Origin of the sequence: Rhodocaloribacter litoris (assembly GCF_011682235.2) — a bacterium.
Lineage (GTDB): Bacteria > Bacteroidota > Rhodothermia > Rhodothermales > ISCAR-4553 > Rhodocaloribacter > Rhodocaloribacter litoris.
Window position 1 is genome coordinate 2,739,556 of the sequence record NZ_CP076718.1, and the last position, 23,446, is coordinate 2,763,001.

The window sequence follows — 23,446 nt, forward strand, 5'->3', positions numbered from 1 at the left end:
CATGGGAACGCATCGGCGCATCGATACCGCTGCGGTCCGGGTTCTGCGAATGCGCATGCAGGAACGGCGCCTGTTGCTGGCGGCCTCGCTCCTGGTGGCCTTCGGGCTGTTGCTCACGTACCGGGCGAAGACCCGTGCCTTCGAGCAGGTCGAGGCGCTGCTGGCCGCCGGAGAGGTTGTGAACCTGAACGCGCTCGAGAGCAGCCGTGCGCTGATGCCGGCCCTGGCGGTCGTCTTTCCGGATCCGGATGACCGCCGCGTCGTTGCCGGGCATATCTATACCTACGTGCTCCGGAACCGGAAGCCCTGGTTCCTTGGCGATCCGGTGCCGAACGTAGGATTCCTGAACACGGCCGCGCTCGATCTTCCGGCTCGCCTGGCCGAACAGGGCGGGCCGGTGTTGCGCGAGCGACTGGCGCGCAGCCGGGCCCGTCTCGGCCTGGCGCCCGACGGCCGGGTGAGCGGGGATTCGGTCCGTACGGTGCACGCCGCCGCCGGCCCGCTGCGTCTCGAAGGACGGGTCGTCGATGAGACGGGAGCACCCATGGCCGGGGTGGCGGTCACGCTACGAGGCACGCGCGCGGCCGACACCCGTACCGGTCCGGACGGCCGTTTCCGCTTCGAGGGGTTGCAGCCGGGGGACAGTCTCGTGATGCGCCCCGTGGCGCGCTATCTAGCCTTCACACCCGTGCGGTACGCTCCGCTCTCCGGAAACGGGGAGCACACGTTCCGGGCCCGCCCGCATCGCCTGCCCCTCTTCGAAGAGGCCGCGGCGTTTCAGCGGCTCAAGCCGCGCCTCGTCGTGCGTGCGCCGGCCGGGTATGCCCGCCGGTTTGCCGGGCTCACGCTGCTCTATTTCGCCGTTTTCTATGGACTTCATCTTTTCTGGTTCAGACGTCGTTTTGCCGGCGACCCCGTGCTCCTGCCGGTGCTCCATCTGCTCACCGGGCTGGGCTTCATGCTCATGCTGAGCCTTCCGGATCCGCTGCGTGACCTCATGCGGGCACAGGGGTTCGTCACGGGTGTGGTGGCCGGCGGGTTGTTGCTCGGAGTGGTCAGCCAGATGGATTTCCAGGACAAACGGTGGCGCAGTCATACGTTCGCATGGCTCGGGACGGGCGGGATCCTGGCTGCCCTGCTCTATTGCTTCGGTACCGGGCCGGCCGGTAGCGGGGCTCGGATCAACCTTGTGCTCCCGGTGGTGGGAAGCGTGCAACCGGTCGAGCTCATCAAACTCTGCCTGGTCCTTTTTCTGGCCGGCTATTTCGCCCGGAACTGGGAATTTCTGCGCAGTCTCCGGCAGCGTGAAGGCCTGCCGCGCCTCCTGCACCGGTTCGATATGCCCCGCCTTCGCGATGTGCTCCCGGTTGTGGCCGGCGTGCTGTCGGCGCTGCTGATCTTCTTCGCCCTGCAGGACATGGGGCCGGCGCTCGTGCTCACCTGTACCTTTCTGGTGCTCTACGGCATCGTGCGCAGCCGCTGGGCGGCCGTTCTCACGGGTTTTGCCGTGCTTGCCGGCGTCTTCTGGTACACCTACAGACTGGAGGTCGTGCCGGTGGTGGCCGGCCGCATCGAGATGATGCTCTCGCCCTGGGAAAACTTCGTCCGTGGGGGGGAGCACCTGGCCCATGCATACTGGGCGATGGCCACCGGCGGCGTGACGGGGCAGGGGATCGGGCAGGGGTATCCAGGCTACATCCCGGCGGCACATACCGACATGGTGCTCCCTGCTCTGGGAGAGGAGCTCGGCCTGGCCGGGCTGCTCGCGGTGTTCGCTCTGTACCTGGTGTTCCTGTGGCGGGCTTTTCGGATCGCGCTCGGCGCACGCGGCGTCTACAGCCTCTTTCTTGGCCTCGGCGTGGCACTGCTGATCCTCTTTCAGGTGCTTTTCATCGCCGGGGGAGCCTTCGGTCTGATCCCGCTCTCGGGCGTGGTGACCCCGTTCCTCAGCTACGGGAAGTCGTCGATAGTGGTGCACTGTGCGCTGGCCGGCATCCTGATGAGCCTCTCGGCCCATCCCGGCACGGAGATCCAGCGCTCGGCACAGCAGGCAAGCTTCGGGCGCCCCGTCCACTACGTGACCGCCGCGGCGTTTGTGCTCTTCGCCGTGCTCGGTGCCCGGGCCGCGTACATCCAGGGCGGGCAGGCCGACGCCTGGGTGCTTCGCCCGGCACTCGTCCCCCGCGAGGACGGCGAGCGGGCCTACGTCTACAACCCCCGCCTGCTCGAAGCCCGGCAGCTTCTCACGCGCGGCACCATCTACGACCGCAACGGCCTGCCGCTGGCCAGCAGCCGGTGGGACGAGATCGAGCGATTCCGCACCGTGTACGAGCAGCTCGGCGTGCAGGTCGACCGGCTCAACCGGACGGATCCCCGCTACTATCCCTTCGGGGCGCTCACCTTCTACCTGCTCGGCGACATCCGGACCCGCGTGAAATGGGGTGCCACGAACAGCCTCTACGCCGAGCATGCCTTCCTTTCTTACCTGCGGGGATACGACAACCGCCCGGAGGCCGTCGAAAAGCCGCGGAGCCGGGCGGGCGGGACGGCCACCATCGTTCGGTATGATTATTCGGAACTGACCGCGCTCGTCCGGCACGGGACGCGCAGCCCGGAGGCCCGGGCCCTCCTTCGCCGCAACCGCGATCTTTACCTGACCGTCGATGTGCGGCTGCAACAACGGGTGGCCGAGATTCTGGCCGAACGGGCGCCGGCAGGCAAGGTGGCCTCGGCGGTCGTGCTCGATGCCGCCACGGGGGATGTGCTGGCGTCGGTGACCTACCCGCTGCCCGACCTCAGCCGCCCGGCCGCCGTGCACCGGGATCCCGCTTTCTTCGACCGCGGGTTCGGGCAGGGCGCCAAGCCCCCCGGCTCTACGTTCAAGCTGGTGACGGCGATGGCCGCCCTGCACCGGGACCGCGACGCCCTGTACCGGACGTACGAGATCCATGCCTTCGACCGCTACGCCCGGCGCAACGAACCCACCGGGCGCGTGGATCTGGCGCGGGCCCTCATCGCCTCCTCGAACGTCTATTTCGCCCGCCTGGCCCGTGAGGTCGTCGGGGTCGATTCGCTGCTGGCGATGATGGAACCGTTCGGCTTCCGGGTGGGCGGGTACGGCCGGTCGTACGCGGCCCGGCGGGCCCTGCTGCTGGAGCCGGATAACCTGCGGCAGGCCGGCTTCGGACAGGGGCCGGTGACGGCCAGCCCGCTGGAGGTGGCCCGGGTGGCGGCGGCCATCGCCAACGACGGGGCCCTGCCTCCGGTGCGGTGGGTCCGCCATCCCGACACGGCGCGGCGGCCCGTGCGCTACGTCCTCCTGCCCCCGGATGCCCGCATCCTCGCCCGGATCATGCGCCGCGTCGTCACCGACCGGGAAGGGACCGCCCGCGCCCTGCGCGATCTCTCGGTGCCGATCGCTGGAAAGACGGGCACGGCCGAGGAGAAGAAGACCGTCGTGCGGGACGGCAGGCCGGTGCGGATCACGCTGAACCATGCGTGGTTTACCGGCTTCGCGCCCTATCATGAACCCGGCACCGGGCGTGGCCCGCGGATCGCCGTGGCCGTGCTCGTGGAGGAGGGAGGCGCCGGCGGCCGGGTGGCCGCCCCCATCGCCGGTGCCATCGTGGAGGCCGCCGCCGACCTCGGCCTCATCCGCCGTGACGAACAATAACCGGCCGGCGGCTTATGTTTATGCCGGATTTCGGAGTGCCGGTGGTGCCCGGCGGCGTTCGGATGACGGGGCCGCCCGGCATCGGGGCGGGATCCTGCACCGCGAAGCCCCGGCACGACGGACCTCATTCCGTTGAAACGGTTTAAAGTACGGGAGTTGACGGGATCTTCGACATCTGCACACGTTCATCCATCCACGCCTGACCATGGAACCCGCGAACGCACAGCTCACGCACCGGGCCCGCGTGGGCGATGCCCTCGATCTGTTGCACCGGGTGCTCCATCCCTATATCGAACGCGAGATGCGGGCGGTCTACGGGGACCGGTGGGAACGCGAGGCGCGGGGTGTGTTGCACGGCAAGCCGATTGAGACGTGGGATACGAGTGACCTGCTCACCCTCCTTTACACGAAGTTCCATCCGGTCTTTCGCGACATCGGTCACGAGGGGCGGAGCTGGGTGAGCCTGCTCCGGGAGATTCGCAAGAAGTGGGCGCACCAGGGGACGCTCTCGCTCGATGAGACGCGCCGCACGCTGGAGACGGCGATCCTGCTCTTGCGGGCCATCGGTGCCGAGCCCGAGGCAGAGCGGCTGGAACCGCATGTGCTGGACCTGATGCGGTCCGAGCTGGAGGAGCGCCTGGCGCCGGGCGAGGACGCGGCCTGGATGGAGAAGGCGCGGGAGGCTATCGAGGCCCGGAAGGAGGCGGTCGGCCGGAGCCGGGACCGCACCCCCGGGGAAGGGGTCCGTGCGCTCTGGGAGGCCGGCGTCCGCCGGATCCGGACTCTGTTCCATCGCCCGCCCTCGGAGCCGCTAGAAGTGCGCCGCACCCTCCTCGACGCCATCGAGCACGCCGCCGAGCCGTACCGGCGCGACTTCCCCTTCAACCGGCTCGTCGTGCACGTCTGTGTGCCGGACGAGCGCACCCGGCAGCGCTACGAGGCGGCGCTGGAGCGGCAGCGTGAACCTTTTGCCGTGGCCGTCCTGCGTCGCCTGGCCGATGCCCGCATCCCCGTGCCGGCTAGCCTGCACGTGAGCTGGCGCTTTCATCGTACCCCGCCGAAGAAACTCGAAGCCGCGTTCGAGGCCGTGCCCTACCACATCGAGTGGCAGCGGCGCCGTCCGGCCGGCACCGCCACGTTGAAGGTGCTCCGGGGGCGGGCGCACAAGGAGCAGTACGTGATCCGGGGCGGTGCGCCCGTCACACTCGGGCGGCAGGCCGAGGTCACCGACGCGCGCGGGCGGGTCGTCTGGCGCAACGCCGTCGCGTTCCTCGACTACGAGGACGACCGGCTGACCGAGGAGGAACGCGAGGTGCATGCCACCATCTCCCGCGTCCATGCCCGCATCGAGTACGACGAGACGGAAGATGCCTTCCGGCTCTACGACGCGCAGAGCACCTGCGGGACGTCCGTCGTGCGCGAGGGCTTTCTGGTGCCGTTCCAGGTGCGGCAGCAGCCCGTGCCCCTGCAGGACGGCGATCTCATCTATCTGGGCAAGGCCTGTCTCCGGTTCAACCTGGGCCGTCCTTCGGGACGGGCGCCGCGCCGGGGCCGCCCGCCGCGTTCCGCTACCTGACGAGCACCACCGGCCGGGCGGCGACGAACGCCCCCGCCTCGATCCGGTACCGGGAGCGATCCGGCCGTTCGGCAGGAGCAGAGTGCCCGCCACGACACACGCGAGGGCGGAGAGGATCGGACGGCTCCACCCACCCGGCTTACTCCGGCGTCAGCTCAACGACGTACGTTGGGGTTGCCGCCCGCAGCCCGACCCAGTTCTCCGCGACGGCCCCCAGCGCCAGGCTGCGATAATCGCCGGGTGGGGCGGCCGACCAGGTGCCGGAAAGCTCGGCCCGGGGACAGGACGCCGAGACGGGTTCGAGCACGGGACTCCGGCGTACCGCACCGGCTGCGGCAACCGTCTGGTACGTCACGCCCAGTTGCACCCGCCGCAATCCCTCGGGATCCGAAGCCACATACGTCACCTCCACGGGCGTCGAGGCCACCGCCCGGAACGTTCGTGCCGGGTCCGACCCGGCCAGCGTATGGGTGACCCGCCTGCCCGTCGCCGCGTCGGTGAAGGAGACCTCCAGCCGGAGAACCGGCGGTGTCTCGTCCTCCGACGGCCGGGGCAGGCAATGCTCCGGGGTGCATCCCGGCCCCATCGCCACGAAGAGCAACAGGCTGATCGAAAGAACACGCATCACATCGGCACGTCAACCTGCGAGATACGTTTCCCCCTCTCGCTACCTGCCGTTGCCACGTGTGCGGGGCGGCCGGGCCATCCCGCGGTTTCATGGGGTCCATCTCCCCCGGTCCGGTCATGAAGGGGAGCGGCATTCTCTGGCCGCCGGTGGCCCGTCACGTGCATCCTGTCCCCGTCGGCGTGACAGGTAGCCGTTCCGTCTCTTCTTCGGGAAACATCGTTCCCCTTTCGGAGATCCTTCACAGGCGGGAAATGCACGCCTGCCCTGCGTGCGGGACCTCCGCGATGTGCTTTAACCAAAGCTTCTTCCGATAAGTCCCTTCGGAGCAATAACTTTACGTCTTTCGAAAAGACGGTCTTCGGACCACGTTTGATAGAGGATCCGGATTATGGAAAAGAAATCCAGCTTTGCCCTGCAGAGCCTGCTGGCGGTTCTGATCCTGAATGCGCTGCTGCTCGTGACGATTTACGTGATCGGGGGAGAGGCGCTGGCCGGGAAGGCGCCCCTGGTCTTTGGCCTGGGCGGTATACTGACGCTGGTGCTGTGGTTCGTGGTGACGCGGCTGGCCCGTCGCCTGGAAGGAGCTTCCCCGAAGGAGGGGGCAGCGCGGGCGCCGGCCGAACGCCCCGCGCCCGCGCTGCCGGAGCAACCTGCCGAGGCGGCGGCCCTCCAGCTCCTTGCCATCCTCCAGCGCAAAGGCCGCCTGCTCGACTTTCTCCAGGAGGATCTGAGTGCCTACGGTGACGCCCAGATCGGCGCGGCCGTGCGGGCCGTCCACGAGGGCTGTAAGAAGGCGCTCGAGGAGCACGTCTCGCTGGTGCCCGTGCTCGACCGGCCCGAGGGCAGCCCGGTCACCGTCGAGCCGGGCTTCGACGCCCGGGCCATCCGGCTCACGGGCAACATCACCGGTGCGCCGCCGTTCAAAGGCACGCTCCGTCACCGGGGCTGGCGCGTCGAGCGGATCGAGCTGCCGACGCTGATGCACGCGCAGGACCGTGTGGTGGCGCCCGCCGAGGTGGAAGTCGGCACCTGAGATCTGCCGGCACCTGGTTCGGGGGGGATGCGGGCCCCGGGAAGTAAAGCCCGGGGGTGCCTCTCATCCCCCTGTGTCTTCGGGGCGAGGACGATCCGTTTGCTTCCTTTCCCGCGCCCCCGCCAGGCCCGTAAACCCTTTCCGAACGTACCATGAGCGATCCCAGATACATCGTCGGCATCGACCTGGGCACCACGCACTGTGTGGTGGCCTACACCCGTGCCGCGCCGGAGGCGCTGGAACGGCCCGAGATCCGGCTGTTCGAGATCCCGCAGGTGGTGAGTCCGGGCGAGGTGCAGGCCCGTCCGCTTCTGCCCTCGTTTCTGTTCCTGCCCGGCCCGCACGACGTGCCCGAGGGCGGTCTGGCGCTGCCCTGGAAGCCGGACGCCGGCGAGGCGGTGGGGGAATATGCCCGCGAGCGCGGGGCCGAGATTCCGAACCGGCTGGTGGCCTCGGCCAAGTCGTGGCTCTCGCATACGGGGGTCGACCGTACCGCGCCCATCCTGCCGTGGGATGCCCCCGGGGATGCCCGCCGCGTCTCGCCCGTCGAGGCCGCCACGCGCTACCTGGCCCACATCCGGGAGGCCTGGAACCACGTCATGGCGGCCGGCGACCCGCAGGCCCGCCTCGAAGAGCAGGAAGTTTATCTGACCGTTCCCGCCTCCTTCGACGCCGTCGCCCGGGAGCTGACGGTGCAGGCCGCCCGGGCCGCCGGGCTGGAAAAGCTGACGCTCCTCGAGGAGCCCCAGGCTGCCTTCTACGCCTGGCTCGAAGCCCGGGGCGATGCCTGGCGCGAGGAGGTCCACGTCGGCGAGTCCATCCTCGTCTGCGATGTCGGCGGTGGCACCACCGACTTCAGCCTCATCGAGGTCGTCGAGGAAGACGGTAACCTGGACCTGCGCCGCGCCGCCGTCGGGGATCACATCCTCCTCGGCGGGGACAACATGGACCTGACGCTGGCCTACGCCGTCCGGGCCCGGCTGGCGCAAGAGGGCACCCGCCTCGACAACTGGCAGTTCCGGACGCTGGTGCACGGCTGCCGGAAGGCCAAGGAGCACCTGCTGGGCCATCCGGACCTGGAGGCCGTGCCGGTCGTCATCCCCGGGCGAGGCTCCGCCCTCATCGGCGGCACCATCCGCACCGAGCTGACGCGGCAGGAGATCGAGGCGATCCTGGTGCAGGGCTTCTTCCCCGAGACGCCGCCGGACGCTTTCCCCGAGCGCAGGCCGAAGGTCGGGATGCGCGAGATGGGCCTGCCCTACGAATCCGACCCGGCCATCACCCGGCACCTGGCCTACTTCCTCCACCGGCAGGTGGCCGGGAACGGCGAGGCGGGCGTCGCCTTCCCCTCCGCCGTGCTTTTCAACGGCGGGGTGATGAAGGCCGGGTCGCTGCGCGAGCAGGTGCTCCGCGTGCTCCGGCAGTGGAGCAGCAACGACGCCCTGCGGGCCCTTCCGTCGGTGGACCTGGACCAGGCCGTGGCCATCGGTGCGGCCTACTACGGGCTGGCGCGGAAGGGGCGCGGCATTCGCATCCGTGCGGGTACGGCCCGCTCCTATTACATCGGCATCGAGAGCGCCATGCCCGCCGTGCCCGGTATCCCCGCGCCGATGAAGGCCCTGTGCGTGGTTCCCTTCGGTATGGAGGAGGGCACCGAGGCCGACATCCGGGGCCGGGAGTTCGGCCTCGTCGTCGGCGAGCAGGCCGTCTTCCACCTGCTGGCCTCGAACACGCGCAAGACGGACCCGCCCGGCGAGATCATCGAGGACTGGGACGGCGAGCTGGCCGAGGTCATCACCATGGAAACGACCCTTCCGGCCACCGACGCCGAGGGCGGCGGCACCGTCCTGCCCGTGTGGCTCCACAGCAAGGTCACCGAGATCGGCACGCTCGAGCTCTGGTGCGTGGCCCGCGACGGCGACCGGCGGTGGAAGCTGGAGTTCAACCTCCGCGACGTACCGCAGGAAGCCGGTGGCCCGGCCGAGCAGCACGGATGAATCCCATGCCCTCCGACGCCCCTTCCTACCGCTACGTCATCGGCATCGATCTGGGCACCACCAACTCGGCGGTGGCCTACGTGGACCTGGCCGATGAGGACCGGGCGATCCGGTTCTTCGAGGTGCCCCAGCTCGTAGCACCGGGCGAGATCGCCCCGCAGCCCGTGCTTCCGTCGTTCCTTTACCTGCCCGGCCCATACGACCTGCCGGCGGGCAGCACGGCCCTTCCGTGGGACGTGCGCCGTACGTACGTCGTCGGCACGTTTGCCCGGGAGCAGGGTGCCCTGGTGCCCGGCCGGCTGGTGGCCTCGGCCAAGTCGTGGCTGTCGCACGCCGGGGTGGACCGTACCGCGCCCATCCTGCCGTGGGGTGCGGCCCGGCGCGTACACGGCGAGAACGGAGTGAAACCGGTGTCGCCGGTGGAGGCGAGCGCGCGCTACCTGCGCCACCTGCGCGAGGCGTGGAACCATGTCGTGGCCGGCGGGCAGGAGGGATCCCTTTTCGAAGAGCAACTCATCATCCTCACCGTGCCGGCCTCGTTCGACGAGGTGGCCCGGGAACTGACACTCGCTGCGGCCCGGCAGGCGGGCCTGCCCCGCGTCATCCTCCTCGAAGAGCCCCTGGCCGCCTTCTACGCCTGGCTCGCCCGGCACGAGGACGCCGGCCTCGAGGGCCTGACCGGCGGGCAACTCATCCTCGTCTGCGACGTCGGCGGCGGCACCACCGACTTCTCCATCATCGGCGTGCGCGCCGGCGAACAGGGGCTGCGCTTCGACCGGCTGGCCGTGGGCGACCATCTCCTTCTCGGCGGGGACAACATGGATCACACGCTGGCCCGCCACGCCGAGGCACTCATGACCGGCCGCCCCGGCCGCCTCGACGCCCGCCGCTGGCACCAGCTCGTCCACGTCTGCCGGCAGGCCAAAGAGAAGCTCCTCGGCGACCCGGCCGCCCCTCCGTCCGTCGACGTGACGCTCGTGGGCGAGGCCGGCAAGCTCATCGGCGGCACGCTCCAGGCCACGATCACCCGGGAAGACGCCGACCGGCTGCTGCTCGAAGGGTTTTTTCCCGAGGTGGAGCCCGATGCAAGGCCCGAGGCGGACCGGCGTGCGGGGCTGGCCGAGCTGGGCCTCCCCTACGAACACGACCCTGCCATCACACGCCACCTGGCCGCCTTCTGGCAACGGTTCGCCGCCTACCTGCGCGACGAGACGGGCCGCGAGGCCGTCTTCCCGGACTATGTGCTGTTCAACGGCGGTGCCCTCACGCCCGCCCCCCTCCGGGACCGCCTCCGTCGCATCCTCGGCAGCTGGTTCGAGGCCGAGGCCGGTGCCGGGTGGCAGCCCGCCGAACTCGAGAACCCGTACCCGCACCTCGCGGTGGCCGCCGGTGCGGCCTACTACGGCAAGGTGCGGCTGGGCGCGGGCGTCCGCGTCGGCAGCGGCAGCCCCCGCGCCTTCTACGTGGAGGTGACCGGTCATGACGGCGACGGGCTCCCGGCCGTCTGCCTGGCCCCGCGCGGCATGGAAGAAGACGCCACCATCCGCCTGGACGCCCCCGGCTTCGTCGCCCGTACGAACCAGCCCGTCACCTTCCAGCTCTACAGCTCCAGCACCCGCCTGGGCGACCGCCCCGGCGACGTGGTCATGCTCGAGCCCGGCGAGGTCACTGTGCTCCCGCCCATCCGCACCGTGCTCCGGTACGGGAAGAAAGGCACCGTCACCGAGATCCCCGTGCGGCTGAGCGTCCACCTGACGGCCGTGGGCACGCTGGAGCTGTGGTGCCACGCCGAGGACACCGAGCATCGCTGGCGCCTGCTCTTCGATGTGCGGCAGGAGGTGGACCCCGCCGGCACGGCCGCCGGGGTGGCTGAGACGCTCGACGAGGCCCTGGTGGAACGGGCCGTCCGCCACCTGCGCGACGCTTTCGAGGGCGACGCCGACCCCGCCCCGCTGCGCCGGCGGCTGGAGGAGGCCCTCGACCTGCCCCGCGAAGAATGGCCGCTGCCGCTGCTCCGCAAGCTCGCCGACGTCGTGCTCGACCTGCCCCGCGACCGCAGCCCGCAGCACGAGGCCCGCTGGCTCAACCTGCTCGGCTATCTCCTCCGCCCCGGCTTCGGCGACCCGGTGGACGAGTGGCGCATGCGCGCGGTGTGGAAGCTGTGGCTCGAAGGACCGGCCTTCCCGGATCGTCCCCAGAGCCGCTTCGAATGGTGGGTCTTCTGGCGACGCGTGGCCGGCGGGTTGACGGCCAGCCGGCAGGAACAGATCTACCACGAGGTGCGCCCGTTCATCCAGCCGAAGGTGCGCACGAGCAAGGAACACCGCTTCATCCCGCGCCGCATGGAGGCCCGCGAGCGCATGGAACTCTGGATGGCGCTGGCCGGCCTCGAACGCCTGGGCGCCGACCTGCGGGCCAACCTGGGGCAGTGGCTGCTGGCCGCCCACTTCAAAAAGGGCGTGGCCCCGCACAAGCTCGAATGGTGGGCGCTCAGTCGCCTCGGTGCCCGGCAGCCCGTCCACGGCCCGCTCGACAGCGTCGTCCCGCCCGACACCGTGGCCACCTGGTTCAAGACCATCTTCAACGTGCGGCTCGAACGCAAGGACTACGTAGCCCACGCGCTCGTGCAGCTGGCCCGCGTCACCGGCGACCGGGCCCGCGACCTGCCCGAGCCCGTCGTCAACCGCATCGCCCGCTGGCTGACGCAGGTGCCCGGCGGCCAGGTCTTCCGCGAACGTCTCCTGAACCCCACCAGCATTGCCGGCGAGGAGGAAACCGCCTGGGTCTTCGGCGAAGCCCTCCCCGCCGGCCTGGTGCTCTCGGAAACGACGGATTGACCGGCCGGCGGGAGAAAGATCCCGGGTGCCGGGTTGACACCCGCTTTCGTACACCGCATCTTCGGCGTCAGCATCGGCCGGCGCCGGAAATCAACAACCGGGTTTATGTCCTGGATCAAACACGTCCTTCTCGACCTGGCCGTCACCGTCGTCATCATCATCGCCGTCCTCACGGGACAGGCTTGGGCGCGGTGGCTCGTCTGGATCTACACGCCGTTCATGCTCCTGCTGAAAGTCGTGGCCGTCTTCGGGGCGGGGTTGACCGCGCAGGTGAAACGGGCCGGTGCCGGGGTGCCGGAGTGGTTCTACCACCTCCTCTATGCGATCAACGTGGGGGTGTTGCTGGCCTTCGGCTGGTGGCTCGTCGGGGCCGGATGGGCGCTCATCTGGGGTCTTTCGGTGCTCGCCGAGCGGCGTGCCCGCCGGTGATGCGCCCGCGCGAAGCATGCTCACCAGCTATTTCACCCTGAAAGCCCTTGTGCGGGAATGGGCGCCGGACCTCGTCGGGTGCGTCGTCGGAGATGCGTTTTCGCAGGTACGGGACGAGCTGACGCTGGCGCTGGCCCGGCCCGGTCGGGAATGGATGCTCCGGATCTCGGTGCAGGGGCCGCGACACTACCTGTTCCGCACCGAAGGTTACAGCAAGGCCCGCCGGAACGTCGCCACGCTCTTTGAGGAGGCTTTCGGCCGGCGGGTGACGGCGCTGCGCCTGGCCGAACGCGACCGGATGCTCTACCTTGACCTCGAAGAGGGACTGCACGTTCAGGTGATGCTCTTCGGTCCCCACGCCAACGTCTTCCTCGTCGAGGCCGGGGGAAGCGTGCGTGAAGCGTTTCGAGCCGACGCCGAATGGTCGGGGCAGCCCGCGCCGGCACCGCGCCCGGCGCCCGTGGTAGACACGTTCGGCGCCTTCGAGGCCCGCTGGCGTGCGGACCGGAAGACGACCGTGCAGGCCGTGGCCGCCGCCTTTCCCCTGCTCGACCGCACGCTGGCCGCGGAGGTGGTCTTCCGGGCCGGCGTGACGGCGCCCGCTCCCGCCGCCTGCACCGGCGCCGACCGCCGTGCTCTCTTTGCCGCCGGTGTGGACCTGCTTGCCGCCCTGGAGACGCCCGCCCCCCGGGTCTACCGGCGCGGTCGTTCGCCCGAGGCGTTTGCCCTCGTCCCCCTCCACCACCTCGACGCCCGTGACGACCTCACCGCCGAGCCGTTCGACACGGTCGACGCGGCCGTGCGGGCCTTCGTTCGCCGGAGCCTGGCCGAGGCCCGCTTCCGGGCGGCGTACGAGCCGCTCGAGAAGGCCCTGGCGGCGGCCCGCGACCACTACCGGACGAGTGCCGAAAAGATGCTCGAAGAGCTTGGCCGCGAGAGCCGCGCCGACCGGTACGAGCGCTGGGGCCATCTGCTCATGGCCCATCCCGGTGCCGTTCCTCCCGGTGCCGGGCGCGTCACCCTTCCCGATCTCTTTGCCGGCGGTACGCCCGTGACGATCCCCCTCGATCCGGCCCGCAATGCCGTCGAGAATGCACAGCGGTACTACGAAAAAGCCCGGCGGACGCGGCAGGCTCGCCTGCATGCCGAGGAGCGCATGGCCGAGGCCGAGCGCCGCGCTGCCGAGGCCGGGGCCCTGCTCGGGCGTCTCCGCCGCCTCCAGACGTATGCCGACGTCGAGCGCTTCAAGAAGGAAGAGGCCGCCCGGCTGGCGCGTTTTCTCTCGCCCGGACAGCAAGAGGCGGATTCCTTTCCCTTCCGCCGTTTCCCGCTCGGGGGCGGCTACGAGGTGTGGGTCGGCAAGAACGCCCGGCAGAACGACGAACTCACGTTCCGCCACGCCCGGAAGAACGATCTGTGGCTGCACGCGCGGGGGGTCCCCGGCTCGCACGCCATCCTTCGCCTGCCCGGCCGCCAGGCCCGCCCCGGCCGCGACCTGCTCGAACGTGCCGCCGGCATTGCCGCCTACTTCAGCAAGGCCCGGAGCAGCGGGCTCGTCCCCGTCATCGTCACCGAGCGCAAGTACGTGCGCAAGCCGAAAGGTGCCCCGCCCGGCGCCGTCGTCGTCGAACGCGAAGAGGTACTGCTCGTCGAGCCGAAACTGCCGGGCACGCCATGAACGGGGCGCACCGCTTCGTCCGCCGACGTGTGGTGGGCGACGCCACCGGTTTTTCGGGGGACGACGGCCCCACTCAGGGCACGAGGACGAAAGGGCGGCTCACGGTAGCTGTGGGGGTGCGGACGTGAACCCAGTAAACGCCCGCCGGAAGGCCGCGAACCTGCCAGCGGAGAGTACGTGACCCGGCAGGGAGCAGGGCGTCGAGCAGGACGGCACGGGTGCGACCGAGCACGTCGAAGACGAGCACGTGGACCGGCGTGGGCCGGGGCACATCGAGGGTGAGTGTGACGACCTCGTGCACGGGATTCGGGTAAAGCTGCACCGCTAGCGGTGGCGGCGGCGGTACGGGATCTACCGGGAGGGATGTGTCCGGACCGGGCCGGACCACGGAGAGGCCGGCCTGTGTGGTCGTCCACACTCGGTTTCCTCCTGGTTCCACCCAGAGATCCGTCACGAACGGGTGGAGGAGACCTTGGGCCAGTCCCAGCCGGTAGCGTTGTTCTCCGTTCTCCAGGTTGAAGACGGCGATGCCTGCATCCGGATCATGGACGGCTCCGAAGGCGACCCATACTTCGTTGCCCCGTACGGCCAGCCGGCGACCCGGATGCGGGATGGAATGCTCGATGGAGCGCGAGGACGGGTCGAGGAAAAGCAGGCGGTTGCCGGCGAGTACGAGGCGCGAGCCGGCCCGTGCCAGGTCGTCGAGCCGGGTGAGGTCCGGCACGGTGTCGAGGGGAATGTGCAGATCCGGTGTGAGAGAGGCGGAAGCCACGTGGACGAGCCCGAGGTGCTCTTTCTGGGCACCGCTACCCACGCTATACCCCACCCAGACGCCGGAGGCATCGTCGGCGAGCGCTTCGACGAACGGTTCGACGTCGGTGCCGGCGATCTGGCGCAGAGAGATCGGCGTCGTCCGGAGGGCGGTATCGACGTGATGGAGCCGGCCATCGGCCACGCACCAGAGGTGAGCGTCCCGGATGTGGAGCCGGCGGACGTCGTAGCCCTCGAGCAGGTGCAGGTTCGGGGTGAGGGTGGCCCGGTCGAGGCGGTGGAGGCCCTGGCTGGTACCGACCCAGAGCGCTTCTCCCTGGAGTCCGAGGGCCCGCACATCATAGCCCTGCACGGCAAGGGTGTCGGTCCGTGCCACGAGGGACAGGGTGGTCGTATCGAGGGCCACGAGGTGCCCTGCGGCCCCGGCATAGACGCGGTTCCCGTTTCCTGTCACCCCCTGGGTAAAACGTGAAGGCAGCAGCGGGGAGGCAATGGGTTGCAGCGCCATCGTGTTCCGATCCACCTCGAACAGGTCCGCTCCCCGGCCGAGGTACAGGCGGTCTCCGACGAGAGCCAGCCAGGCGGGGAGGGTCGAGGGGGAAAAGGGAGAGGAGAGCGTGACGGTCGCCGTGCCGGTCTCGATCCGGGCCAGGTGTTCGTCGGTTCCTTCCGAGACGATGGCCCACAGTACAGAGCCATCCGGCTCGAGCGTAGAGACGACGCCTTCGATCTCGGGCAACCGGGTAAAGGTGCCCGTGGCGGGCGTGAAGCGGAACAGGCCACGCAAGCCGCCCACCCAGAGCGTGTCGTTCACCCGGGCGAGGGCGTAGAAGTTGCTGCTGTCTGAGGTGGCATCAATGCGGTAGAGCGTGAGGGTGCCGGTGGCCGTGTTCAGATGGTTCAGGCCGCCTCCGCGCAGGTCGGGGTTGGGGCCGCCGACCAGATCTGCTTCCCCGGTGGCAATCCAGAGCCCGTTCGTGTCGGCGACGAGGTCGAGCACGTCGTCTTCGCCCAGCCCGTCGGCTACGTGCCAGGCACGAAGTACGGAGCCGGAGGCCGGATCGAGTTCGAAGAGTCCCTCATCGGTGCCGGCATAGAGCACCTGTGGCCGGGGCAGGACGCTGTGCACGGTGCGTTCGTTCAACGAAGGGGCCCAGGCCGCGGCGCGTCCGGTGGTGAGGTTGATGCGGTTGAGGCCGTGCCCGAAGGTGCCGACCCACAGCAGCGCGGCGTTCCCGGGATCGGGCCATACCCCGCGTACGGCGAAGGTCGTCAGGCCCTGGGCCGGCGTGAAGCTACTCCAGGAATCCGACGCCGGTGCGTACCGGAAGACGCCGCCGGTGCTGGCGATCCAGAGCGAAGCCGGGGAGCCGGTTCCAGGGGCAAGCCCGCGTACCTCCAGAGCCGGTATGTTGTAGACGGCCGGCGTCGCTGTCTGCGCCCGCCCGGGGGGCGGTACCATCAGGGTGACGAGCCAGAGCACGGGCCACCATGCCGGGGGTCGTAATGGGTTGTCCAGCACGATCATCGGAGCGAAACAGGTGATCTCGATCGTTTAAGATCCGAAAAAAATTCGGCTTGCGGGAGGGTCGGGCGACATTTCGTCGCGCAACGGATTTAACGGGGTTATGGTATGTGGGATTGAAATTACATTTTTAAATATTGTGAGAATTGGACGGGAGTACGCTTTTTGTGAGACAAAATTGTTGGAGTAAGTAATTGATAATGAAGTCGTTGTGGGCGTGTTGCTTTAAGGGGGAGGATTCGGCAGGAGCTCGTCCCGGGGGGTTGACTTTCTTTTTGAAGATTTATTTCCTGAATGCAACCGCCGATACCATAAGGTTTTGGACGTCGGATATCGGGCTGCCCCTCCGTGTAGTGAGTTGGTTTCTGCAGGGTGGACCTGGTTTAGGGTAGTCTTTTCGCAGAGACGGAATTCATGTTTAGCCCGGGCAAAGAATGGGTCGTTTGCAAAGGAGTCTGGCCCATTTTGGTTGTTTCCGAGTCCCTTCCACTCGTGTCGGTCCTTCGAGTAACGGCGTTTTGCGCGGAGCAGGGTTTCCGTTGAGTCGTGCTCGTTTTTTCTGGTTAACCCCCTTCACCCAGACATGGTTATTGCTATGGTTTGTCGGTACGATTTCCTGCAGAGGATCGGGCTGGTCTTATTTGCCGGACTGCTGTGGTCCGTAGCTTTTTCCGCCTCGGCCCAGCCCGTCGATGGTGTGGTCACCATCAAGCTCAATGAGACGGCGGCTCAGTCTATGGCGCTCGGCAAGAGCGGTGGTGTGGCCACGACCGGGCTTGCCTCGCTCGACCAGTTGAACGCCCGCTACCAGGCGGTGCAGATGGAACGCATCTTCCGGCTGGCCGGAAAACACGAGGCGAAACACCGCCAGTATGGGCTGCATCGCTGGTACCGGGTCAAGTTCTCGGCAGCGATGGACCCGGAAGCGGTAGCCGCCGCGTATGCCCTCGATCCCAACGTCGAGAAGGCGTCTCCGGTGTACCAGAAGGAGATGCACGGCCGCTTCGTCCGGGGGGCGTTGCCGGGTGAGCCGGCCGCGCTCCTGGATACGTTCGTGCCGAACGATCCGCGGTATGCGGAGCAATGGCATTACAACAACACAGGCCAGGTGGAAGGCAGCACCCCGGATGCGGACATCAACCTGCCCGAGGCCCATGCCCTCACGACCGGTTCTTCCGACGTCATCGTGCAGGTGGTCGACTCCGGCATCGATCTGAGCCATCCGGATATCATCGACAACCTCTGGGTCAACCCGGGCGAGATTCCGGACAACGGCATCGACGACGACAACAATGGCTACGTAGACGACGTCTACGGCTACAACTTCGCCGACGACACGAACGACCCGAGCATCGTCAACCCGGCCGATGTCACCAACTCGCACGGTATGCACACGAGCGGGACGATTGCGGCCCGGTCGAACAACGGAATCGGGGTGGCCGGTGTGGCCGGCGGCGACGGCTCGGCCGGAAGCGGGGTGCGGATCATGACCGCGGTGACGTTCGGGGCCAACGTGGACGGATTCGCTGAGGCCATCGTCTACGGCGCCGATAACGGCGCCGTCATTTCGTCGAACAGCTGGGGCTACACGTTGCCCGGTGTGTTCGAACCGGCCGTGCTGGATGCGATCGACTATTTCGTCGCCGAGGCCGGTCAGTTCCCCGGTGCCCCGATCGTCGGGGGGCTCTTCATCAACTCGGCCGGCAACTCGAACAGTGACCTGGATTACTACCCCGGCTTCTATCCGGCTTCCGTGGCCGTGGCCGCCACCGATTTCGGCGACCGCCGTGCGTCCTACTCCAACTACGGGGACTGGGTAGACATTGCGGCGCCAGGTGGCGACATCCCGCCCGTGGGGTCCATCGAAGAGTACGTCACGCACCCGGCCGGGGTGTTGAGCCTGCTCCATTCCTCGCAGTTCGGTGGCTACGGCTTCTTCGACGGCACCTCGATGGCGGCGCCTCACGTCTCGGGGGTGGCGGCGCTGGTTGCCTCGTACATGCCGGGCATGACGGCGGCCGAAGTGCGCGCGCTGCTCGAACTGTCCGGGCGCGACGTGAGCGCGCTCAACCCGGGCTTCCATATCGGCAAACGCGTCGATGCGTTCAATGCCTTGCAGGGACCGGATGAGATCCCGCCGGCTCCGGTGACCGACCTGGCCATCGTCGCGGAGATGGCCTCGACGATCGGCACGTCGGTCACGCTGACCTGGACCGCCGTCGGCGACGACGGGACGGACGGTACGGCGGCCCGGTACGACCTGCGCTACAGCACGGCCGGGCCCATCGATGCCTCCAACTTTGACGACGCGACGCCCGTGACAGGCCTTCCGGCACCGCAGCCCGCCGGCTCCACCGAAACCTTCACAGCGACCGGCCTGCCTTTCAACACGGAGATGTGGTTCGCCCTCGTCGTCGAGGACGAGTTCGGGAACCGCTCGGATGTCTCGAATTCGCCTTCCACCGTGACGGACGCCGGGCCGCAATACAGCTTCACCCCGGAGGAAGTCGAGGTGGAACTGCTCGTCGGGGAGAGCACGACGGAGACGGTGACGCTGGCCAACAACGGAGATACCGACCTGACGTTTTCCTTCCTCGGCTTTGCTTCGCTCAGCCTGACGCAGGCCCCGGGAGCTACGCTCAACGACACGAGCGCGCCCGTTGCCGACGCCACCCATGCCAAAGGGAACGATGCGTTCGGCGGCGTGGGGCATCCGGTGCTGATGGGCGCCGGCGGGCCGGACGGCTTCGGCTACAACTGGATCGACAGCAACGAGCCGGGCGGTCCGGTCTATGACTGGCTCGACATCTCCGGCGTCGGGGATCCCCTCAGCCTGACCGACGAATCCACCGCATCCGTGTCGTTGCCCTTCGCCTTTTCCTTCTACGGCACCGAATACACGAGCGTCAACGTGGTCTCGAACGGCTATCTGACGTTCAACGCAGGCGGGAGCGACTTCTCCAACGACCCCATCCCCAGCACGGCGACGCCCAACAACCTGATCGCGCCTTTCTGGGATGACCTGAACCCCGGAGCCGGTGGGACGGTCCACACCTACTACGACGCGGCGAACGAGCGCTTCATCGTGCAGTTCACCGATGTGCCGCACTATATCTCCTCCAACGGGACGTATACCTTCCAGGCCATCCTGTACCGTAACGGTACCTTGCTCTTCCAGTATGAGGAACTGGGTAACGTGACCAGTGCAACGGTGGGTGTTGAAAATGCCACCGGTGAGGATGGCCTGCAGGTGGTCTTCAACGCACCGTATCTGACCGAGGAGCTGGCCGTGGCGATCCAGTATGCCCCGCCTTACCTGTCCCTGAGCCCGTCTGCCGGGACGGTGCCGGCCGGTGGCAGTGTGGCGCTCAACGTCGGCTTCGACGCCGGCGACCTGGAGACGGGCATTTACACCTTCCCGCTGGAAGCGCTCATCACACAGAGCGGTTCCACCGCCCTGGCGACTCTCCCCACCACGCTGAACGTCACGGGCGAGCCTTTCCCGTTCGTGGTTTCGCCGGAGACCATCGAGGCGTCGCTGGCGACGGACGAACAGACCACGCGCACCTTGCGTATCGAAAACCCGACAGAGGAGGCGCAGAGCTTCCACCTGGAGGTTCGCGGCGCGGCAGGGACGGCGCCGGCGTTCGTGCCGCTGCTCCAGAACCGGGAGGACTGGATGGCCCGGCAGGCCCGTGCCGCCGCCGGTGAGTACCCGCGCGGATCGGCGGCTCCCTCGGCCGGATTGCCCCCAGCCTCCGCAACCACGGGCACGGCGCCGGTGAACCTGACTTCGGCGCTCGGCGTCATGGCCTACAGTACGTCGGTCTTCGGAGATCAGTCCGGCAGCTTCGTCTCCTTCGATCTCGGCGTGCCCGACGTGCTGACCGAACTGGGCGCTTCGCCCCTGGCCTTCGCCGGCGACTTCGCCTTCGGCCAGCAGGATCGCTTCCTGGTCATCACGACCGACAACCTCTTCCATTCCGTCTCAACGACCGACGGTTCCATCACCACGCTGGGGGTGGCCCAGCCCGCCACCACCTCGGAAACCTGGACGGAGCTGGCCAGCGATCCGACCACGGGCACCCTCTACGGAAGCACCTACAGCTCGGCCACGGCCACGTCCTACCTCTACACCCTCAACCCGACCACCGGCGAGGCCACCCTGGTGGCCCCGATCAGCGGGGCACAGCTGATCATTGCCATCGCCATCAGCGCGAACGGGCAGATGTGGGGGCATGAGATCGTCAATGACGTCCTGGTCAAAATCAATAAGAACACTGGTGTTGCCACGACCGTGGGGCCGACCGGCTTCGATGCCAACTATGCCCAGGGCATGGACTTCGACCTGACGACGGGACGCCTGTACCTGGCAGCCTACAACAACGCACTCAGTCGGGGTGAACTGCGCATCGCCGACACGAGTACCGGGCTGACGACGCTCGTCGGTACCCTTGGCAGCGGGGATGAACTCGGCTACCTGGCCCTTGGTAGTGTGGGCTTCGTCCGTCCCAACCTGATTGCGGGTACCCTGCCAGCCGGGCAGCATGTGGACATCCAGCTGCTGTTGGATGCTACCGGCCTGTTCGAAGGTACCTACGACGCTTCCGTGGCCGTCGTGGCCAGCGTCGCCGGGGATCCGGAGCAGGTCGTGCCGGTCTCCCTGACGGTCGATGCCGATCCGGACGTGGCCGTCAACCCGGAGGCCCTCGATTTCGGCGAGCTCTTCGTCAACGCCAGTGCCACGCAGAACTTCCTGCTCATCAACGAAGGCCGGGCCGCGTTGACGGTGAATCTCTCCGTCGATCATCCAGCCTACACGCTGGGCAGCGAGACGGACCTGGTACTGTTTGCGGGGGAGTCGCGCGTGATCCCGGTGACGTTTACCCCCACCGAGGTGGGAGAGGCCGGAGCCACGATCACCATCACGAGCGACGACCCCGACGAGCCAACCGTCGAGGTGGCGCTCACCGGGACCGGCATCCCGGCCCCGGTGCTGGAGCTGACCCCCTCAGCATTCAACACGCAGGCCTATCCCGGGCTGACCTATACACAGACGCTCACCATCACCAACGCCGGCGGCAACCCGCTCACCTTCGTCGGGGCCGAGACGAACGTCGTCACTCCCGGTGCTACCTTCGGCGGCAGCCCCTTCTTCAGCGAGAACTTCGATGCCGGTATCCCCGGTACCTGGACGGTCGTCGACAACGAGGGGACCGGCATCACATGGGCTACCAGCGCCGACTGGGGTGAGGGCAACTACACCGGCGGGCAAAACCTGGCCGCCATGGTGTGCAGCGACTGTGCCGGACCGGGCGAGTACGATACGGAACTGCGCACGCCGGAACTGACCGCTCCCACCAACAACGTGGTGCTCACCTACCGGGCCAACTACCAGAACTTCGCCAACCTCGACTTCCTCGACGTGGATATCAGCACGGATGGAGGGACGAGCTGGACCACCGTGTTGAGCTGGAACGAGGATCATGGGGGATTCTTCGGCACGCCCGGTGAGAATGTCACGATCGACCTGAGCCCCTATGTGAGTGCGGGAGAAACGTTCATCGTGCGCTGGCACGCCTACAACCCCAATTCGGGAGACTGGGACTGGTACAGCCAGATCGACGACGTGGCCTTCCTGTCCCTGTACGAGTGGTTTACCTTCGACCCGCAGCAAGGCGAGGTGCAGCCGGGCGAAAGCCTGGACCTGACGCTCTCCTTCAATGCGACCGGCCTGGTGCCGGGCGTCTATCGCCTCGACCTGCTCTTCAGCACCAACGACCCGGTGCAGCCCACGGCGGTCGTGCCCGTTACCTACACGGTCGTCGAGGGACTTAGTGTAGCCACTCCGGATGCCGAGGTGCATCCCAATGAGGTGTTTGAACTGCCCCTTTCGGTTAACAGCGTCGACTTCCTGGGAGTCGAGTCGTACGAGTTCCAGATATCGTTTGACCCGGCGCTGCTGGAGGTGCAGGACGTGCTCACCGAAGGCACGCTGAGTGAAGGGGCCAGCCTGGCCGTCAACACCACGGTGCCGGGGCAGCTCATCGTGGCCGCTTTTGCGCCGGTGGGCACCGAAGGCACCACGGATCCGGTGCTGTTCAGCTTCCAGGGCGAAGGTACGCTCGTGCGCCTGCAGTTCCGGGCCAAAGAGGCGCTGGGCGATGCCGGCCTCACGCTCGATCACATCCTCTTCAATGAGGGCGCTCCGGCTGGCAGCGGGACGCTCGGCACGGTGACCGTCGTGCCGCTCTACGGAGATGCCTCGCTGAACCTGGAGATTTCGAGCTTCGATGCGGCCCTGACGCTGCAGCACGTCGCCGGCCTGGTGTCGCTGAACGAGGCCGCACAGGTGGCTGCCGATGTGACCGGCAACGGGGATGTCAGCGCTTTCGATGCTTCCTGGATCGCCCGCTATGTCGTCGGGGTGGTGGACGAGTTCCCCGTGACGGCATCCGGCAAAGGCGCTGCCGCGGTGGCGGCCAACCTGGCCTGGGGCGACCTGACGCAGGATCCCCGCACGGGCCATACTCTGCTGCCGCTCCGGCTGGAAGAGGCCGCCGGCCCGGTGACGGCCCTCGAAGTGGTGGCGCCGTTTGACGCCGACGTGATCGCCCTGGAGCAGGTGGAGGCTCAGCTGCCGGAGGGATGGCAAATGGCCCACCACGTGGACGAGGCCGGGCGGTTGCACCTGGCCATGGCCGGTGCGTCGGCTCTGCCGGTGGGCGAGGTGGCCACGCTGGTGCTGCGCTGGCAGAACCCGGTTGCCACGGCCTCCATCAACCTGTCGGCCAGCAGCCGCATCAACGAGGAGGCCTGGCAGCAACTGGCGGCCGATCTGAGCCTCCCGCCCGAGACGTTCGACCTGGCACAGAACTACCCCAACCCCTTCAGCACGTCCACCACCTTCCGCTATCAGCTACCCGAGACGGCATCCGTACGGCTGACCATCTACAACGTTCTCGGTCAGGTCGTCCGGGTCCTGGTAGAGGAGGAGCAAAAGGCCGGGCGCTATGAAGTGGTGTGGGATGGGCGAGATCGAACCGGTGCCCGCGTTGCAAGCGGTATGTACTTCTACCGCTTCGAGGCCGGATCATATACCCAGACCCGGCGCATGATGCGGGTCAAGTAAGGCCGAGCCCTGTGCCTGCCGGGGTACGTGGAACCCGGTTTCCGCGTACCCCGGCCCGGCCCCGGGCCGGAGGTCGTACGTGCCTGGCATTGAGGAAACGTGCCGGGAACCGCGCTAACGACCCGTCAGCACATCGATTCCGTTCGGCTCCGGGATCGGGGAGGCCG

The 23,446-nt window shown here is 68.0% G+C and carries 10 protein-coding genes; 8 read left to right on the forward strand and 2 right to left on the reverse strand.

The window, feature by feature from the left end:
- The first annotated feature begins 49 nt into the window (after positions 1 to 49).
- Entirely contained in the window at positions 50 to 3,673 is a 3,624-nt protein-coding gene (locus GQ464_RS11425; protein ID WP_166976796.1) for an FtsW/RodA/SpoVE family cell cycle protein, read from the forward strand.
- A gap of 205 nt (positions 3,674 to 3,878) precedes the next feature.
- Positions 3,879 to 5,249, forward strand: a complete 1,371-nt coding sequence (locus GQ464_RS11430; protein WP_166976795.1) for a Swt1 family HEPN domain-containing protein — start codon at positions 3,879 to 3,881, stop codon at positions 5,247 to 5,249.
- Between the two features lie 139 nt (positions 5,250 to 5,388).
- Here GQ464_RS11430 and GQ464_RS11435 read toward each other — a convergent pair whose 3' ends face one another.
- Positions 5,389 to 5,874: a hypothetical protein gene (locus GQ464_RS11435; RefSeq protein ID WP_166976794.1), complete on the reverse strand. Its 486-nt coding sequence runs from the start codon at positions 5,872 to 5,874 to the stop codon at positions 5,389 to 5,391.
- A 391-nt stretch (positions 5,875 to 6,265) separates the two neighbouring features.
- Here GQ464_RS11435 and GQ464_RS11440 point away from each other — a divergent pair, with 391 nt between their 5' ends.
- From GQ464_RS11440 to GQ464_RS11460, 5 genes are all read left to right on the forward strand, one after another.
- Complete coding sequence (locus GQ464_RS11440; protein ID WP_166976793.1) at positions 6,266 to 6,910, forward strand: DUF2760 domain-containing protein; 645 nt, start codon at positions 6,266 to 6,268, stop codon at positions 6,908 to 6,910.
- 152 nt (positions 6,911 to 7,062) lie between these two features.
- Positions 7,063 to 8,907: an Hsp70 family protein gene (locus GQ464_RS11445; RefSeq protein WP_166976792.1), complete on the forward strand. Its 1,845-nt coding sequence runs from the start codon at positions 7,063 to 7,065 to the stop codon at positions 8,905 to 8,907.
- 5 nt (positions 8,908 to 8,912) lie between these two features.
- Positions 8,913 to 11,744 (forward strand): Hsp70 family protein, encoded by a 2,832-nt coding sequence (locus GQ464_RS11450; protein ID WP_166976791.1) that lies wholly within the window; start codon positions 8,913 to 8,915, stop codon positions 11,742 to 11,744.
- A gap of 105 nt (positions 11,745 to 11,849) precedes the next feature.
- A complete protein-coding gene (locus GQ464_RS11455) occupies positions 11,850 to 12,173 on the forward strand; it encodes a hypothetical protein (RefSeq protein WP_166976790.1) in 324 nt (107 codons plus the stop codon).
- A gap of 16 nt (positions 12,174 to 12,189) precedes the next feature.
- The gene (locus GQ464_RS11460; RefSeq protein ID WP_166976789.1) at positions 12,190 to 13,851 is read left to right on the forward strand and encodes an Rqc2 family fibronectin-binding protein; all 1,662 of its coding nucleotides are present in this window, start codon (positions 12,190 to 12,192) and stop codon (positions 13,849 to 13,851) included.
- 73 nt (positions 13,852 to 13,924) lie between these two features.
- Here the strand turns inward: GQ464_RS11460 and GQ464_RS11465 are convergent, their stop codons facing one another.
- Positions 13,925 to 16,105 carry a T9SS type A sorting domain-containing protein gene (locus GQ464_RS11465; protein WP_166976788.1) on the reverse strand — a complete coding sequence of 727 codons (2,181 nt, stop codon included), beginning with the start codon at positions 16,103 to 16,105 and terminating at the stop codon, positions 13,925 to 13,927.
- A gap of 739 nt (positions 16,106 to 16,844) precedes the next feature.
- Between GQ464_RS11465 and GQ464_RS11470 the strand changes: the two genes are divergently transcribed.
- Positions 16,845 to 23,279 (forward strand): S8 family serine peptidase, encoded by a 6,435-nt coding sequence (locus GQ464_RS11470; protein WP_166976787.1) that lies wholly within the window; start codon positions 16,845 to 16,847, stop codon positions 23,277 to 23,279.
- The last annotated feature ends 167 nt before the right edge of the window (positions 23,280 to 23,446 follow it).